Genomic DNA, 16,117 nt, shown 5'->3' with positions numbered 1-16,117 from the left:
CCCCGTAGCCCGCGTTGAGCCACTGTGGCCGTCAGGTGGTAGTGCGTGGCGCAGCGCCTGTGGCTGTCAGGTCAAGCCGCGCGCTGGCGCGTGGCGGCCACAGCGGCTCAACCCTTCGGGCCGGGGAGACTTTGACAGGCTCTTAAGAAGGCCGTGCCAGCGCCAGCCTGTGCCCGCGGCGACGGGCACGCCAGCTTTTCATGCGCTCGGCCAGGCACGAGAAGATCACATAAAGCGCCGGGGTGCTGAGAAGGGTCAGGCTTTGCGAAATAATCAGGCCGCCGATCAGCGCGATACCTAGCGGCCGGCGCAATTCGGAGCCCTCGCCCAGGCCGATCGCGATCGGCAAGGCGGCGAGAATCGCCACCATGGTGGTCATCATGATCGGACGGAAGCGCACCACGCAGGCTTCGCGCACGGCCTCCAGCGCCGGCATGCCGTGCTCGCGCTGGGCCACCAGGGCGAAGTCGATCATCATGATCGCGTTCTTCTTGACGATGCCGATCAACAGCACCAGCGCGATCTGCGCAACCATCGACAATTCGGTATGGGTGACCCACAGCGCCAGCAGCGCACCGACGCCGGCGGCGGGCAAGGTGGAGAGAATGGTTACCGGATGGATCAGGCTCTCGTACAAGATGCCCAGCACGATATAGACGGTGACGATAGCGCCAAGCAGCAGCCACAGCATGCCGCTCTGCGATTGCTGGAAGCGACGAAAATCACCGCCGACATTAACCCTGATACCGCCGGGCATGCGCATACTTGAAGCCGTGGCCTGGATGATTTGCAGTGCCTCGCCCATGCTGACATTCGGTGCGAGATTGAAGCTCATGCTCATCGTGGTGTATTGGTTTTCGTGCGCGATCTGTGTCGGTGCGAGGCCCGGCTGCTGCTGTGCGAATGAAGAAATCGGCACCATCTTGCCTTTGCTGTTCGCCACGTAGATGCGATCGAGCGCCTCGGGTGTCGCGGTCTGGTTGGGCAGCGCGTTCACCACCACTTTGTATTGATTGAGATCGGAATAAATCGTACCGACGGAGCGCTGGCCAAAGGCGTCGTACAGCGCGGCATCGACAGCGCCGATCGAAACGCCCAGGCGCGCTGCCTTATCGCGGTCGATCACGATGTTCTGCTGCATGCCGGCATCATCGACATCGCTGCCCACATCTTGCAGCTTGGGATTCTTCTTCACCTCGGCGACGAGCTTGGGCAGCCACTCCTGCAATTGGGCCGCGTCATCGCCCTGCAGCGACACCTGATACTGCGCGCCCTGGCCGGAGCCGCCGCCGCCAAAGCTGGGCAGATCCTGGATCGGTCGCAAGCGCACGTTGAGGTCGGGGTAACGCGCCGCTTTGGCGCTCAGCCGCGCCAACACAGTGAAGGTATCGTCCTTGCGGCCTTGTGCATGGGTCTTGAGTTCGATGTCGAACGTACCCGACGCGCCTTGGCGGCTGCTGCCGAGGCGTGAACCCACATTGGCAACGTCGTGATCCAGCAGCAGCATATTGATAAGCCGCTGCTGGCGCTCGACCGAATTCTGGAACGACACGGTGGCACCGGAGGTGGCGCGACCACGGATCAAACCAGTGTCTTGCGGCGGAAACAGGCCGGTCTTGACCGTAAAGAACAAGGCAATCGTCAGCGCGATCAGCACCAACGGCGTCAACGCGAAGGCCAGCGCGTGGCGCAACGAAAAATTCAGCGCGGTCGAATACACCTTCAACATGCCGGCCTGAAACGATTCCAATGCCATGCCGAGACGCGACGTGGGCTTGTCGTCCAGATGGCCCTCAAGAAAATGTCCGCACAGCGACGAGGTGAGCGTGAGCGACACCACCGCGGATACGGCGATGGCCGCTACCAGGGTGATCGTGAACTCCTTGAAGAACAGGCCGATGATGCCGCCCATGAAAAGCAACGGGATGAACACGGCAATCAGCGAGGCAGTGATCGACACGATGGTGAAGCCGATCTCGCGCGCACCGACCAGCGCGGCCTGCATGCGCGTCATGCCCTGATCGATATGGCGAACGATGTTTTCGATCACCACGATGGCATCGTCGACCACGAAACCGATCGAGATCAGCAAGGCCAGCAAGGTCAGGTTGTTAAGGGTGAAGCCGAGGATGTACATAATCATCGCCGCGCCGGCCAGCGACAGCGGCACCGCGGCGGTAGCGATCAGCGTAGGTGCGAGACGACGCAGGAACAGCGCCATGGTCAGCATCACCATCAGCAGACTGATAAGCAGCGTCATCTGTACTTCGCTCAGCGACGCGCGGATGGTCGGCGTGCCGTCGAAATACGGCGTCAGCGTGGTACCGGGCTGCAAGTAGCCGCGCAATAGGGGCACCTCGGCCTTCACCCGGTCCACCGTCTCGATCATATTCGCGTTCGACTGACGATAGACGTACATCAGGATCGCCGGTTTACCGTGGAACCAGGCGACCTGATACGCATCTTGCTGCCCTTCGTAGACATTCGCCACATCGGACAGACGCACCGGGATGCCCTTGCTCGACGCGACCACCAGCTTGGCGAAGTCATCCGCGGTATGCAGGGCATCGTTGGCAGTGACCGCCATGGTGGTCACGCCGTTGGACAAAAAGCCCTGTGGCGAAGTGACATTGGCGGCGGTGAGCGCGTTGCGCAACTGGTCCGGCGACAAGCCCATCGCATTGAGCGCGCGCAGGTTGACATCGACGCGAATCGCCGGCGTCGCCGCACCGAGAATGTCCACCGAGGAGACCCCGTTGAGCTGCCGCAGGCGCTGCGCCAGCAAGGAGTCGGCCACGTCATAGAGATCGCGCGCCGACTGCGTCTCGGAGGTCAGCGCGAAGGCGATGATCGGGTCGTCGTTCGGATTGGCTTTCTGATAGCTCGGCAGCGTGTTCAGGCCGGGCGGCAAATCCGGCGCGGAAGCATTGATCGCCGCCTGCACGTCGCGCGCGGCGGCATCGAGGTTGCGCGCCGTGTTGAACATCAAGAACACCTGCGTGCTGCCCAGCGAACTGTTGGAGCGCATGGTGTCGATACCCGCCACCTGGCCCAGGTGACGCTCCAGCGGCGCGGCCACGGTGGATGCCATGTTTTCGGCACTGGCGCCCGGCTGACTGGCCTGCACGAAGATCACCGGAAACTGCATGTTCGGCAACGCGGCCACCGGCAACAGCGTGTAACAGATCAAGCCGACGACAAAGATACCGATCGCCAGCAGCGAGGTTCCGATCGGACGGCGGATGAAGGGGCCGGAAATATTCATGCGATCAACATTACGCGAGAGCCGCCGGCATGGTTGGCCCGGTCAGACAAGAACCGACCCAGCAGAGCCGGCATGGCGATGACTTGAAGCGGCCGGCATCGCTAGTGCGATGGCCGGGACAAACGGATCCGGGACCCATGATCCACTCAACGGGCGTCGATGGAAACGGTTGATTCTCTACTACGCCGAAAGGGGCGCGGCTGTTCAGCCGCGCCCCTTTCATTCGTTCAGCCATCCATCCTCGAAACCGTTCGGTCACGCCATGCCTCGCGCCGCGTCGCGAGTTACCTCGCGACGTTCGCGGCGCAATCGCAGCCAGTCCGAGAACCGCTCCATATAGAGGTAAATCACCGGCGTCGTGTACAACGTCACCAACTGCGAAAGCAGCAGGCCGCCGACGATCGAAACACCTAGCGGACGCCGCAACTCGGCGCCGATACCGTTGCCCAAAGCCAGCGGCAATGCGCCCAGCATGGCCGCCGCGGTGGTCATCATGATCGGACGGAAGCGCAGCAAGCAGGCGCGGTGAATCGCTTCGCGCGGTTTCATGCCGTTGCGCTGCGCCTCGATCGCGAAGTCGATCATCATGATCGCGTTCTTCTTGACGATACCGATCAGCAACACGATGCCGACGATGCCATCCACCGATAGGCTCATGCCGCAGAGAATCAGCGCCAACAACGCGCCCACGCCGGCCGGCGGCAGGGTGGAGATGATGGTCAGCGGGTGAATATAGCTCTCGTACAACACGCCCAGCACGATGTAGATGACGACGATGGCGGCGAGCAACAGCAGTACCTCATCGCCCAGCGAGGACGAGAACTCCGCCGCCTTGCCGACAAACTGGCCGCGCACCTGCGGTGGGAAGTTGACCTGCGCTTCCACCTCATGAACCGCCTTCACCGCATCCGACAGCGAATAGCCCTGCGCCAGATTGAACGACAAGGTCACCGCCGGCAGTTGCTGCTGATGACTGACCACCAGCGGTGCATTGGTGATCTCCGCCGTCGCCAGCGAAGCCAGCGGAATCGTGCCGCCGGCGCCAAGCACAATGCCGGTATTGGCGACACTGAGGCCGGTGCTGGTGGAGGAATTGCTCGAAGCGGCCTGACCGAAGCTGGTGGCGTTGCTGCCGGTGAGCGCGCCGCTGCCGTTGCTCTTCACCGTAAGCTGGTTCAGCAGCGCCGAGCTGGTGCGAAATTGCGGCGCCACTTCCAGCACCACGCGGTACTGGTTGAGCTGGGTGAAGATGGTGGAAATCTGCCGCTGACCGAACGAGTCGTATAGCGTGTCGTCGATGGTTTGCACCGGCACGCCGAGGCGGCTGGCTTTCTCGCGATCGATGGTCAGCTTGAGCGCGGTGCCCTGATCGGCGAGGTTATTGTCGACGTCGGCCAGCTCGGGACGCTGACGCAGCGCCTGGGTCATCTGATTCGCGTACTGGCTCAGCTCGGCCGAGTTCACGTCCGACATCGAGTACTGGTATTCGGTGGCGGAGACGCGGCTATCGAGTGTCACGTCCTGCACCGGCTTCAGATACAGCGCCACACCGGGAATCCCGGCCACGGCATGCTGCAAGCGCGGCAACACTTCGTCGAGACCGCCGCGTTCGCCGCGCGCTTTCAAGACGATGCTGAGCTGGCCCTGGTTCAAGGTCGGATTGATCGAGCCGGCACCAATAAAGGCCGCCACACCGGTAACGGCTGGATCCTTTTGCAAGGCATCCGCCACCGCCTTGGTGCGCTGCTCCATCTGCGGGAAAGCCACGTTCTGGTCGGCCTGAACCACACCGGTAACCAGGCCGGTGTCCTGTTCTGGCAGCAGCCCCTTTGGAATCGTGATGTAGAGGAACACCGTGACCACCACCGTGATCGCAGCCACCGTGATGGTGAGGCGTTGGTGGTCGAGCACCCAGTCCAGCGTGCGCTCGTAAAGACCGACGGTACGCGTCCACAGATTCTGTTTGCCGGCCGCCGCATGCCGCTCGTGAATATCGTCGCCCTCGGGCAGCGAATCGGGCTTGAGCAGGTAGGCGCACATCATCGGTGTCAGCGTCAGCGACACCAGCATCGAAATCGTCACCGCGATGGTCAACACCCAGGCGAACTCATGGAACAAGCGGCCGGTGACACCGGGCATCAACAGCAGCGGCAGGAACACCGCCACCAGCGATACCGTCAATGACAGCACGGTAAAGCCGATTTCCTTGGCGCCGGTTTCGGCGGCCTCTTTGCCGTCCTTGCCTTGCTCGATATAGCGCACGATGTTTTCGATCATCACGATCGCATCGTCGACCACGAAGCCGGTCGCCACCGTCAACGCCATCAGCGAGAGGTTATCCAGCGACATGCCGGTGAAGGCCATCACGCCGAACGTACCCATCAGCGACAGCGGTACGGCCACCGAGGGAATGATGGTCGCCCACAAGCGGCGCAGGAACACAAAGATCACCGCCACCACCAGGAAGATGGTGAGGATCAAGGTGAACTGCACATCCTCCACGGAGGCGCGGATGGTAATGGTGCGGTCGGCGAAGACGTCCAGATGCACGTCGGCCGGCAGCACGCTTTGCAATTGCGGCAGCACGTTGCGGATCTGCTGCACCGTCTGCACGATGTTCGCGCCCGGCTGGCGGCGAATATCCAGCAATACCGCGGGCTTGCCGTTGGCCCATGCGGCGAGCTGATCGTTTTCTACGCCATCGATCACCGAGGCGACATCGGACAGACGCACCGGCGCATTGTTCTTGTAGGAGATGATGGTTTTCTTGTAGTCCGCCGCATCCGCCAACTGGTCGTTGGTGCCGATGCTGTAAGACTGAGTGGCGCCATTCAATGTGCCCTTGGGCGCATTCACATTGGCCTGGGTGAGCGCGCTGCGCACGTCCTCCATGGTCAGGCCAAGGTTGGCGAGCTGCGCCGGATTCACCTGTACACGCACCGCCGGGCGTACGTTGCCGGCGATGGACACCAGGCCGACGCCCTGCACTTGCGACAGCTTCTGCGCCAGGATCGAGTCGGCGTAGTTGTTCACGTCGCGCAGCGGCAGGCTGTCGGAGGTGAGCTTGAGCGTGAGAATCGGCGCATCCGCCGGATTGACGCGGTTGTACACCGGCGGATACGGCAGCGTGCTGGGCAAGGTGCCGCGCGCCTGGCTGATCGCCGCCTGCACATCCTGCGCCGCGATATCGATGTCGCGATCCATGGCGAACTGCAGCACGATGGTAGACAGGCCCGCCGACGAATCGGAGGTCATCATGCTCAGGCCGGAGATCTGGCCCAGGTTGCGCTCCAGCGGCGTCGTGACCAGCGAGGCCATGGTCGCCGCACTGGCGCCCGGATATTGCGTGGTCACCACCAGGCTGGGCGCATCGATCTCGGGCAGCGCCGAAACGGGTAGCTGGCGATAGCCAAGAATGCCGAGCAACATCACCGCCACCATCAGTAGCGATGTAGCGATCGGCCGGCGAATAAAAAGGGTCGAGAATCCCATGGGTATCCATGCTGCTGTGATGGTTGCTGTTGTAGGTGCGCACCGATTTCAGTGCGCATCTACAGCATGATTAGCGCGGCATGATTAGCGCAGCATGATTAATGTCCGCCGCGACGACCGCCGCCTTGCTTCTTCGCCTGATCGAGTTCAGCCGTTGTCGGCACCGTCGGCACCTCGCCGGGCTTGAGCGTTTTGACCTTGCTGCCTGGCTTCAAGCGGAACTGGCCTTCGGTAACCACTTGCTGGTTCAGGCTCAAGCCGCTGCCGATCATGACGTGGCTGTCGCCCACCTCACCAGTGATTTTCACCGACTGCATCTTCACCGTCTGGTCGGCCTGCACCAGATAAACATAGTCGCCATCGGGACCGCGCTGCACGGCCTGGGCAGGAATCACCAGACCACCGTTGACCGTGTGTACTTTCAGCCGCACGTTGACGAACTGGCCCGGCCACAAATCGCTCTTGGCGTTGCTGAACTGCGAACGCAGCTTGAACGTGCCGGTGGTGGTATCGATCTGGTTGTCGATCACCTTGAGCACGCCGTCATCGGCGATGGTGTGCGCATCGGCACGATCCAGCGCGATCACTTCCAGCGCCGTACTGTCGCCGGCGGCGGCCGCGCGCACGATTTCCAGGTTCTGCTCGGGCAGGTTGAATTGCACGTAGACCGGATGGATCTGGGTCAGGGTGACCACCGCCGTAGTCGTCGTGACGACATTGCCCGGATCGACATTGCGGATACCGGCCACACCGTCGATCGGCGAAATAATGCGGGTGTAGTCCAGTTGCACCTTGCTGGAACGCACACTGGCCCGGTCGGCGGCGACGGTCGCGCTCAACTGACCGACGTTGTTGCGGAAGGTATCCATGTCCAGGGCGGCCACGTAACCCTTCTCCACCAGTGCCGTGTTGCGCTTGAGCGTGCTCTGCGCGGTGGCCAGTTGGGCCTCGTCCTGCTGCTGCTTGGCCGATGCCTGATCGTAGGCGGCCTGGAAGCTGCGCGGGTCGATCTGCGCCAGCAGGTCGCCCTTCTTCACTTCCTGGCCTTCCTTGAAGTTGATGCTGAGGAGCTGGCCGCTGATCTGCGGATTGACCGTGACGGTATTGAGCGCCTGCACGGTGCCGAGCGCGGTCAGATAGACCGGCACATCCTGCTTGACCACCAGCTCGGCCGTGACCGGCACTGGCGTGTCATTGCCCTTGCCCTGATCCTTGCCCTGCCCCTGGCCGTTTTGCTGCGCGGTATCGCCCGAAGGCTTGTGCAGTAGCCGGAAGCCGACTGCCCCCACCACGATCACGGCGATAACGATCAGCGCGACCTTCCAAAAACGCGACATGTAGAACTCCCGGATGATGACGGCGGGTCAGTTGACCCTGCCAGCGCGGCTTACGCCTGACTGTACGTTGGCCGCAAGGATAGGGTGAGACCAACGAGATTTGACAATGCCGGTTGACATGGTCCCCACATGACCGATGGCAGGGTTGGCCGCGTCAGACCGCCATTTGACCTGAATAGTTGCTGCTTTTTATGACATCTATCTTTATCGGCAGCCCCACGATCTGCCTGAAACTTGTCGCTCGCTTCGTCTATAATCCGCCGCTTGTTGCCAACGCCAGCCTCATTGGAGGGGGATGCGGCAAACGCGGCGTCGACGCAACGGCATCCAGCATGCCTGCTTTTGATGCTCGGCGTACCCACTAACTGGAGTATTTGCGTGAGCGGTTCCTTGACCAAATCCGACCAGAGCTTCATGCGCAGCTTCTCGATGCTGATCGCAGGCCTGAGTGTGTTGACCATGATGCTGATCGGCATGGCCTGGTTGATTTATGACCACGAGCCGAAAGAGATCAACCCGGAAACGCCCAAGCGGATCGCCGAGCGGATCGCTCCGGCGGGCGCCGTTTACGCCGGCAACACCGGCCGCGCAGCCATGCAGGCGGCGCAAGATGCTGCGGCCAAGCTCGCCGCTTCGCAGGTCGCCTTTGGCGGCAGCACCGACGGCAAGACCATCTACGACGGCCTCTGCCATAGCTGCCATACCGCCGGCGTCGCCGGTGCGCCGAAGGTCGGCGACAAGGGCAACTGGGCTCCGCGCATCGCCGAGGGCCTGGAAACCCTGGTCAAGCACGCCATCGACGGCTATCACGGCCCGGACGGCAACACCATGCCGGCCAAGGGTGGCATGCCGTCGCTGACCGACGAACAGGTGAAGAACGCCGTGCATTGGATGACCGACCAATCTAAGTAAGCACCGTCAACCGATGTCTCGCAACGCCGCCTACGGGCGGCGTTGTTGTATGCGGGGCATGCCTTACTCAGCAGCTTCGGCTATCCAGCGTTGCGCAAACGCATGCAATTGGGGAAAAAACGCCTCGAAATGCGCCTGCAGCGGCACCGCCTGCTCGACCAGCGCCGGCAGCGCGGTCGCCAGCGGATTGGCCCGGCTCAGCCGGTGCGAAATACCGATCAGGGCGCGGCCGATTTCCTCTCGATCGGCATAGCCCGCCGGCAACCCATGCGCATCCATGTAACCGCGAAATTGCCGCAGCTCGGGGGGTAATAGCGCATCGTGACGGTGCAACAACTCGCGCAAGTTGGTCGAGAACGCATCCAACGGCTGCTTGCTCCAGCGCACAAAGTCGCGCGCCAGGCAGTGATCGAACCACATATCCAGCAAGATGCCCGCATAGCGGCGATAGGGCGGCAGCAGCCATGCGCGCGCCGCCCGCACCTCAGGATGACTATCGGTATACATGTCGATCGCACGATGCAGGCGGATGCCGGCAATCAAGCGCGGCGGCAGGGCGGGGTCCGGCTGTCCATGCACGAAATCGCCCATCAAACCGCCTAGTTGCAGCAGCTCGTCATCGCCGGCCAGCAAGGTGTGCGCCAGATAATTCACGCGGCACCCCACCATTTGAATGTCGCGGTTATCATCCGCTGCATGAACCTCATCGCGCTCTCCGCCGACCCTGCCGGTTTCCCCGAACAGGCTGCCAGCTTCACGCTCAGCGGCCCATCCGGCAAGCTCGAAGCCATCAGTGATGTCGCCGAGCCCACGCTTGCCCGGCGCGGCGTGGCCGTTATCTGCCACCCGCACCCGCTGCAGGGCGGCACGATGCATAACAAAGTGGTGACCATGGTCGAACGCGCATTGCGCGAATCGGGCCTGGACACCGTGCGTTTCAATTTTCGCGGCACCGGCGCCTCCGAAGGCAGCTATGACAACGGCAACGGCGAAAGCGACGATCTGGCCGCCGTGGTCGACTGGGTCCGCCGGGTGCGTCCAGGCGATGCCGTGTGGCTGGCCGGCTTTTCGTTCGGCAGCTACGTGACGATCCGCAGCGCGGTGCGACTGCGCGCCGACGCACTTATCAGCATCGCGCCACCCGCCGGACGCTGGCCGTTTGAAACCATCGAACTCCCCACCAGTCCGTGGCTGGTGGTGCAAGGCGAGGAGGACGAAGTCGTCGAGCCGCAGGCCGTCTTCGACTGGATCGACAGCATGCAGGATCCGCCCGAGCTGATACGCATGCCGGAAACCAGCCATTTTTTCCACCGCCGCCTGATGGATTTGCGCGGCGCCGTAAAGCACGCCGTACGCGAATGGCTTCCCCCCTCACGGAGTTGAACATGCGCCTGCTGCCTCTGTTTGCCCTGTTCGCGTTGCCGTTGTCGGCTTACGCAGCCAGCTTCGATTGCGGCAAGGCGGCTTCCGCCGCGGAAAAAGCCATCTGTGCCGATGCCACGCTATCGCAGCAAGACAGCGACCTGGCTGCCGCATGGAAGCAAGCCCTGGCGCGAGGCGGCGATACCGCCGCACTGAAAACCTCCCAGCGCGACTGGCTCAAACAACGCGATACCTGCGGCAGCGACACTCGCTGCCTCGGCGACAGCTATCGCCGGCGCCAGCAGGCACTTGGCGCCGCCCGCCCGTCGACCGCCGTCCATAGTGGCTGGGTACAGACCTGGGAGCTGGATAGCGACAACAACAGTGTCGGCGGCGAACTGACCTTCACCGGCACCCCACCCCATCTGCATTTCACGATCGAAACGCATGACGGTGCGCAACTGGGCAGCATCGAAGGCGACCTGCTACTGCAAGGCGACCACGGCAGCTACCGCAGCGATCACTGCCGGCTCGACTTCTCCCGCGACGGCAATCATCTTGCCATCACGCAAAAAGGCACTGACTTCGATTGCGGCGCTGGGGCTGGTGTGTATTTCGCAGGCAAGTATCTGACCGCCAGCCAGGCCGCGCTCAAGCCCGAACCCGACCTGCTGAGCCTCAACGTGCTCGCCAGCCCAGCGCAGAACAGCGCCGCGCACAAGCTGCTGGGCAAGGAGGACTACCAGACCCTGGTCGACACCATACATGTACAGGGCAGCACCGCCGATCTCGACGGGCTCGGCGCACAGGTGACCAGCTATTTCGTTCGCGGTATCGCCAACACCAACGCGGCCATCGTGATGAGCCATGGCGAGCAGTTGTGGATCGGCCTGCTGGTGTTCGACGCCGAGAATCAGGTGCGCATGCGCTATTACACCAATGTACCGGACTGGAAAAAACGCGTACCCAAGACGATCCAGCGCTGGCACGACGACAACGACAAGAACCTCCCCATCGACCGGATGCCGTAAGCGCAAGCACCGCGCCCGCCTGAGCTGTAGAGCAACAAGACCCCATGAGTGAAAACCTATCCATCGCGCCCAGCGCGCGTTATCAGGAAGGCATTGCCGCACACCGCTGGGAGGCCGACCCGGCTCAGCAGGCTCTGCTGCCCGAGTTCGACCGCATGTACGCCGCATTGAGCGTTGCCCCCGAAAGCCCCGGTTTGTTTGGACGGCTGAAATCTCTGCTCAGCAATGACTCGGCCGTTTTCGTACCCGGCCTTTATCTGTGGGGCAGCGTCGGCCGCGGCAAAACCTTTCTGATGGATTTGTTCGTTTCCAGCCTACCGCACGGCATCGCCCTGCGCCGTCACTATCACCGCTTTATGGGCGAGGTGCACGAGAGTCTTCGCGCGCTGGGCGAACGACAAGATCCCCTGCTCGACGTGGCCACCGATATTGCCGCACGCTGCCGCGTACTGTGCCTGGACGAATTCCTGGTCAACGATATCGGCGATGCGATGATTCTCGCCACACTGCTGCAAGCGCTATCCGAGCGCGGCGTGAGCCTGGTTACCACCTCCAATACCGCGCCGGCCAACCTTTACAAAGACGGCTTGCAGCGCGCACGTTTTCTGCCGGCCATCGCCTTGATCGAAAAGCAATGCCACGTCGTCGAGATGATTTCGGCGCACGACTGGCGCTTGCGCGCGCTATCGCAGGCGCCGGTCTACCACACGCCGCCGGGTGCCGAAGCCGAGCGCGCGCTGGCGCGAATTTTCGCCAGCCAAGCCCAGGGCGAAGTGCGCGACGGCGGCGACATTACCCTTAACGATCGCCCCATTCCGCTGCGCAAACGCGCCGACAACATTCTGTGGTTCGACTTCCCCGCCCTGTGCGAAGGCCCACGCGCGGTCGCCGACTACATCGAACTGGCCAAGGCCGGCCCGGCCATCATCGTCTCCAACGTGCCGCAGTTCAGCGTGTACAGCGAAGACGCCGCCAAGCGCTTTGTGCTGCTGGTGGACGAGTTCTACGACCGCCACGTGAAACTGGTGCTGTCCGCCGCCGCGCCGATTACCGAGCTGTACGACGGCGAGCGCCTGCGTGCCGAATTCGGCCGTACCGAATCGCGCTTGATCGAAATGCAAAGTGAGGAGTACCTGGCGTTGGAGCATCGGGCGGACTGAGGCGTGTACCCCTCCCCAACCTCCCCTGCGAGCAGGGGAGGGAGCTGACTGAGGCGAGCTGTTGGTTGGGAGGGGGTAACTCCCGCAGAACTGCTAACGTATCCAGGCCACCCGATGGATAACCCCCATGTCGATCTTGCTCGCCGCCGCACTCTTGTTTGCCGCAACCGATGCATCCAATAACGACTTCGCCTCACGCGTCACCCAAGGCAAGCTGGCTGAAGCCAGCGCTACCGGTCCGACTTATCAGGCAAAGCTATGGGCCAAGATCGGCAACCCATCCACCGACGCCCTCAAGGGCTGCATCGCCAGCAATGCGCCGGCCAACAAAGCGCCGTTCACCCTGATTAGCGATGTGCAGGCCGACGGCAAGCCGGCACGTATTGAAGTGTTCCCGGCCACGCCGGTGGCGAACTGCTTCGTCGGCCAGTTCGCGACCTGGACCTTGCCCGCCCCGCCGGAAAAGCCCGCGCCCTACCCCATCGAGATCGACATCAGCATCGTGCCGTGAGCGCCTGCGCCCAGAGATAATTTTTCTCACGATCTTCACTTGCCCCGCACCCCTTACCGCAGCTTGTCTGGCACGGCTTATCCACCGACATATCCACAACTTATTGGGTTGACCCGGCCTCTGGCACCCGATATGTTGTGCCCCGTCGGTGCCCTTCTCAGACCTACGGTCGGATCGGCTTAAAAGGGAATCCGGTGTAAATCCGGGACTGCCCCGCAGCGGTAAGTGGAAACGAAAGCCCCCATAGCACTGGTCTGCAACGGCTGGGAAGCGGGGGCAAGTAGGCGAGCCGAAAGGCTCATGTCCGCGAGTCCGAAGACCTGCCGACACATCGCAGCCTTGCAGCGTTGCGATGAGTGGTGGCGGCTTCCGCGGGGAGGCGCGTCGTGATGCAGGGCGCAGGCCCTGCCGACCGACCGTCCCTGATTGCCGTCACCGCTTCAGCCCTGCCCGCGGGAGCAGGCGTTTGACCATTCTCGGAGCGATGCCGCCATGCAACCTCTTGATACCACTACGCGCGAACGCACTGCCGCTCGTGTGGACGCATCCGCCGTTGTCGCCGACGCGACGATGCCCGAAACCAAACCAGCCCAGGCCATGGAAGCTCCTTTCGCTTTGACTCCTCCCCATAACCCCGGCCAGATGCGCGTGACCAAGCGCAACGGCGGTCACGAAATCGTCGACGTCAACAAGATCGTCCGCGCGGTCACCCGCAGCGGCGAAGGCCTGCACGGCGTCGATCCGCTGCGCGTGGCACTGAAGACCATCGGCGGCCTGTATGACGGCGCCAGCACGCAAGAGCTGGACGAGTTGTCCATCCGCACCTCGGCCGCACTGACGGCCGAAGAACCCGAGTACGGCCAGCTTGCCGCGCGCCTGCTGGGCGCGTTTATCGACAAAGAAGTCAGCGGCCAGGAAATTCAGAGTTATTCGCAGTCGATCGCACGCGGTGCGGAGCTGGGCATTCTCAATGCGCGCCTGCGTGATTTCGTGGCGGCCAATGCACGCAAGCTCAACGACGCGATCGATCCGCTGGCTACCCGCCGTTTCGAGTACTTCGGCCTGCGTACGGTGTACGACCGTTATCTGCTGCGTCATCCGCAACAGCGCAAGGTCATCGAGACGCCGCAGTATTTCTTCATGCGTATCGCCTGCGCCCTGGGCGGCAATGAAATCGGTGAGACGCTGGAGCTATACCGCCTGCTGTCGTCGCTGGAATACATCGCCAGCTCGCCGACACTGTTCAATGCCGGCACCACGCACGAACAGCTCAGCTCCTGCTTCTTGCTCGACTCGCCGACCGACTCGCTGGAGTCGATCTACGACAAGTACGCCGATGTGGCCAAGCTCAGCAAGTTCGCCGGCGGTATTGGCCTGGCTTACTCGCGCGTGCGTTCGCGCGGTTCGCTGATTAAGGGCACCAACGGCCACTCCAATGGTTTGGTGCCGTGGCTGAAGACCCTGGACGCCTCGGTGGCTGCGGTGAACCAGGGCGGCAAGCGTAAAGGCGCAGCCTGCGTTTACCTGGAGCCGTGGCACGCGGACATTGAGGAGTTTCTCGAACTGCGCGACAACACCGGCGACGAAGCGCGCCGTACACATAACCTCAATCTGGCCAACTGGATTCCCGACGAATTCATGCGCCGGGTCGAGAGCGATGGCGACTGGTCGCTGTTCGATCCCAAGCTGGTGCCGCACTTCGTCGACAGTTGGGGCGAGACCTTCGAACGCGCTTATCGCGAAGCCGAAGCCAATGGCATGGCCGCGAAAAAGGTCAAGGCGCGCGAATTGTATGCACGCATGCTGCGCACGCTGGCGCAGACCGGCAACGGCTGGATCACCTTCAAGGATCGCAGCAACGCGACCAGCAATCAGACCGCCAAACCCGAAAACGTCATCCACCTGTCCAACCTGTGCACCGAAATTCTCGAAGTCACCTCCGAAGGCGAGACGGCCGTATGCAACCTCGGCTCGATCAATCTGGCACGGCATATCGTTGACGGCGTGTTCGACTTTGAAAAACTCGCCGCCACCGCGCGCACGGCTGTGCGCCAGCTCGACCGGGTGATCGACCTCAATTTCTATCCCATCGACACCGCCGCCACCGCTAACCGCAAATGGCGCCCGGTCGGCCTCGGTGTGATGGGCCTGCAGGATGTGTTCTTCAAACTGCGCCTGCCGTTCGATTCCGCCGAAGCATTGGCGCTGTCGACACGCATCGCCGAGGAGATTTATTTCAACGCCTTGTCGATGTCGAACGAGATGGCCGAACAGACCGGTGCGCATCCGGGCTTTGCCGAAAGTCGCGCGGCCAACGGCGAGTTGCAGTTCGACTACTGGCCGCAGGCACAGCCGCATGACAGCGCACGCTGGGATGCCTTGCGCGCGAAAATCAAGGCACACGGCTTGCGCAACTCGCTGCTGATTGCCATCGCACCGACCGCGACGATCGCCTCGATCGCCGGCTGCTACGAATGCATCGAGCCGCAAGTCAGCAATCTGTTCAAACGCGAAACCCTGTCCGGCGATTTCCTGGTGGTCAACCGCTACCTGGTCGACGAGTTGAAGACACTGGGCCTGTGGACGTCCGAAATTCGCGACGCGATCAAGTTGGACGAAGGCTCGATTCAATCCATTGCGGCGATCCCCGAACGACTGCGCACCATTTACCGCACCGTGTGGGAGCTGCCGCAGAAAGCCTTGATCGAACTTGCCGCCGCGCGCGGTGCGTATATCGATCAAAGCCAGTCGCTGAATTTGTTCATGGAAAACCCGAACATCGGCCAGCTCAGCTCGATGTACATGTACGCATGGAAGGCCGGTGTCAAAACCACCTATTACCTGCGCTCGCGCCCGGCCACCCGCATCACCAAGACCACGGTCACGGCACCGGCAAAGGCCAGCGCCCCGGTGGTCGATCAGGCTGCCGTCGAGCAGGACCAGGCCAACGCCGCCGTGTTTTGCTCACTGGAAAATCCCGAGTACTGCGAAGCCTGCCAGTAACACCGACACCGACACCGCCCCTCCCCCTGCTCGCAGGGGGAGGC

At 62.4% G+C, this 16,117-nt stretch carries 10 protein-coding genes and 1 riboswitch; of the genes, 6 read left to right on the top strand and 4 right to left on the bottom strand.

The window, feature by feature from the left end:
- Nucleotides 1-142 precede the first annotated feature (142 nt).
- The 3 genes from DVJ77_RS15780 to DVJ77_RS15770 form a co-directional block, all read right to left on the bottom strand.
- Nucleotides 143-3,265: an efflux RND transporter permease subunit gene (locus DVJ77_RS15780; protein ID WP_114846474.1), complete on the bottom strand. Its 3,123-nt coding sequence runs from the start codon at nucleotides 3,263-3,265 to the stop codon at nucleotides 143-145.
- Between the two features lie 255 nt (nucleotides 3,266-3,520).
- Nucleotides 3,521-6,757 carry an efflux RND transporter permease subunit gene (locus tag DVJ77_RS15775; RefSeq protein WP_114846473.1) on the bottom strand — a complete coding sequence of 1,079 codons (3,237 nt, stop codon included), beginning with the start codon at nucleotides 6,755-6,757 and terminating at the stop codon, nucleotides 3,521-3,523.
- Nucleotides 6,758-6,855: 98 nt separating this feature from the next.
- Nucleotides 6,856-8,094, bottom strand: coding sequence for an efflux RND transporter periplasmic adaptor subunit (locus DVJ77_RS15770; protein WP_114846472.1), 1,239 nt, complete (start codon nucleotides 8,092-8,094; stop codon nucleotides 6,856-6,858).
- Between the two features lie 390 nt (nucleotides 8,095-8,484).
- Between DVJ77_RS15770 and DVJ77_RS15765 the strand changes: the two genes are divergently transcribed.
- A complete protein-coding gene (locus DVJ77_RS15765; protein WP_162791527.1) occupies nucleotides 8,485-9,006 on the top strand; it encodes a c-type cytochrome in 522 nt (173 codons plus the stop codon).
- Nucleotides 9,007-9,069: 63 nt separating this feature from the next.
- On the opposite strand, the gene DVJ77_RS15760 is transcribed toward DVJ77_RS15765, so the two are convergent.
- Nucleotides 9,070-9,660, bottom strand: a complete 591-nt coding sequence (locus DVJ77_RS15760) for an acyl carrier protein phosphodiesterase (protein ID WP_114846571.1) — start codon at nucleotides 9,658-9,660, stop codon at nucleotides 9,070-9,072.
- A gap of 42 nt (nucleotides 9,661-9,702) precedes the next feature.
- On the opposite strand from DVJ77_RS15760, the gene DVJ77_RS15755 reads away from it, so the two are divergent.
- The 5 genes from DVJ77_RS15755 (at nucleotide 9,703) to DVJ77_RS15735 (ending at nucleotide 16,073) form a co-directional block, all read left to right on the top strand.
- Complete coding sequence (locus DVJ77_RS15755) at nucleotides 9,703-10,389, top strand: alpha/beta hydrolase (protein ID WP_114846470.1); 687 nt, start codon at nucleotides 9,703-9,705, stop codon at nucleotides 10,387-10,389.
- Nucleotides 10,390-10,391: 2 nt separating this feature from the next.
- Nucleotides 10,392-11,399: a lysozyme inhibitor LprI family protein gene (locus DVJ77_RS15750; protein WP_114846469.1), complete on the top strand. Its 1,008-nt coding sequence runs from the start codon at nucleotides 10,392-10,394 to the stop codon at nucleotides 11,397-11,399.
- Nucleotides 11,400-11,443: 44 nt separating this feature from the next.
- Nucleotides 11,444-12,559 carry a cell division protein ZapE gene (gene zapE, locus DVJ77_RS15745; RefSeq protein WP_114846468.1) on the top strand — a complete coding sequence of 372 codons (1,116 nt, stop codon included), beginning with the start codon at nucleotides 11,444-11,446 and terminating at the stop codon, nucleotides 12,557-12,559.
- A gap of 127 nt (nucleotides 12,560-12,686) precedes the next feature.
- Nucleotides 12,687-13,070: a peptidase C13 gene (locus DVJ77_RS15740; RefSeq protein ID WP_114846467.1), complete on the top strand. Its 384-nt coding sequence runs from the start codon at nucleotides 12,687-12,689 to the stop codon at nucleotides 13,068-13,070.
- A gap of 129 nt (nucleotides 13,071-13,199) precedes the next feature.
- Nucleotides 13,200-13,412, top strand: a riboswitch (cobalamin riboswitch).
- 228 nt (nucleotides 13,413-13,640) lie between these two features.
- Nucleotides 13,641-16,073, top strand: coding sequence for a ribonucleoside-diphosphate reductase subunit alpha (locus DVJ77_RS15735; protein ID WP_380038126.1), 2,433 nt, complete (start codon nucleotides 13,641-13,643; stop codon nucleotides 16,071-16,073).
- Nucleotides 16,074-16,117 lie beyond the last annotated feature (44 nt).

The organism is Dyella tabacisoli (assembly GCF_003350925.1).
GTDB classification, from domain to species: Bacteria; Pseudomonadota; Gammaproteobacteria; order Xanthomonadales; family Rhodanobacteraceae; genus Dyella_C; species Dyella_C tabacisoli.
The sequence above is the reverse complement of the archived record's forward strand: the minus strand, read 5'-3'. Positions and strand labels throughout refer to the sequence as shown.

What these genes read in the sequence shown, in the direction of transcription:
- DVJ77_RS15750 (WP_114846469.1), top strand. Translation starts at nt 10,392, where the DNA reads ATGCGCCTGCTGCCTCTGTTTGCCCTGTTCGCGTTGCCGTTGTCGGCT.
- zapE (WP_114846468.1), top strand. Translation starts at nt 11,444, where the DNA reads ATGAGTGAAAACCTATCCATCGCGCCCAGCGCGCGTTATCAGGAAGGC.
- DVJ77_RS15770 (WP_114846472.1), bottom strand. Translation starts at nt 8,094, where the DNA reads ATGTCGCGTTTTTGGAAGGTCGCGCTGATCGTTATCGCCGTGATCGTG.
- DVJ77_RS15755 (WP_114846470.1), top strand. Translation starts at nt 9,703, where the DNA reads ATGAACCTCATCGCGCTCTCCGCCGACCCTGCCGGTTTCCCCGAACAG.
- DVJ77_RS15780 (WP_114846474.1), bottom strand. Translation starts at nt 3,265, where the DNA reads ATGAATATTTCCGGCCCCTTCATCCGCCGTCCGATCGGAACCTCGCTG.
- DVJ77_RS15775 (WP_114846473.1), bottom strand. Translation starts at nt 6,757, where the DNA reads ATGGGATTCTCGACCCTTTTTATTCGCCGGCCGATCGCTACATCGCTA.
- DVJ77_RS15740 (WP_114846467.1), top strand. Translation starts at nt 12,687, where the DNA reads ATGTCGATCTTGCTCGCCGCCGCACTCTTGTTTGCCGCAACCGATGCA.
- DVJ77_RS15735 (WP_380038126.1), top strand. Translation starts at nt 13,641, where the DNA reads ATGCCCGAAACCAAACCAGCCCAGGCCATGGAAGCTCCTTTCGCTTTG.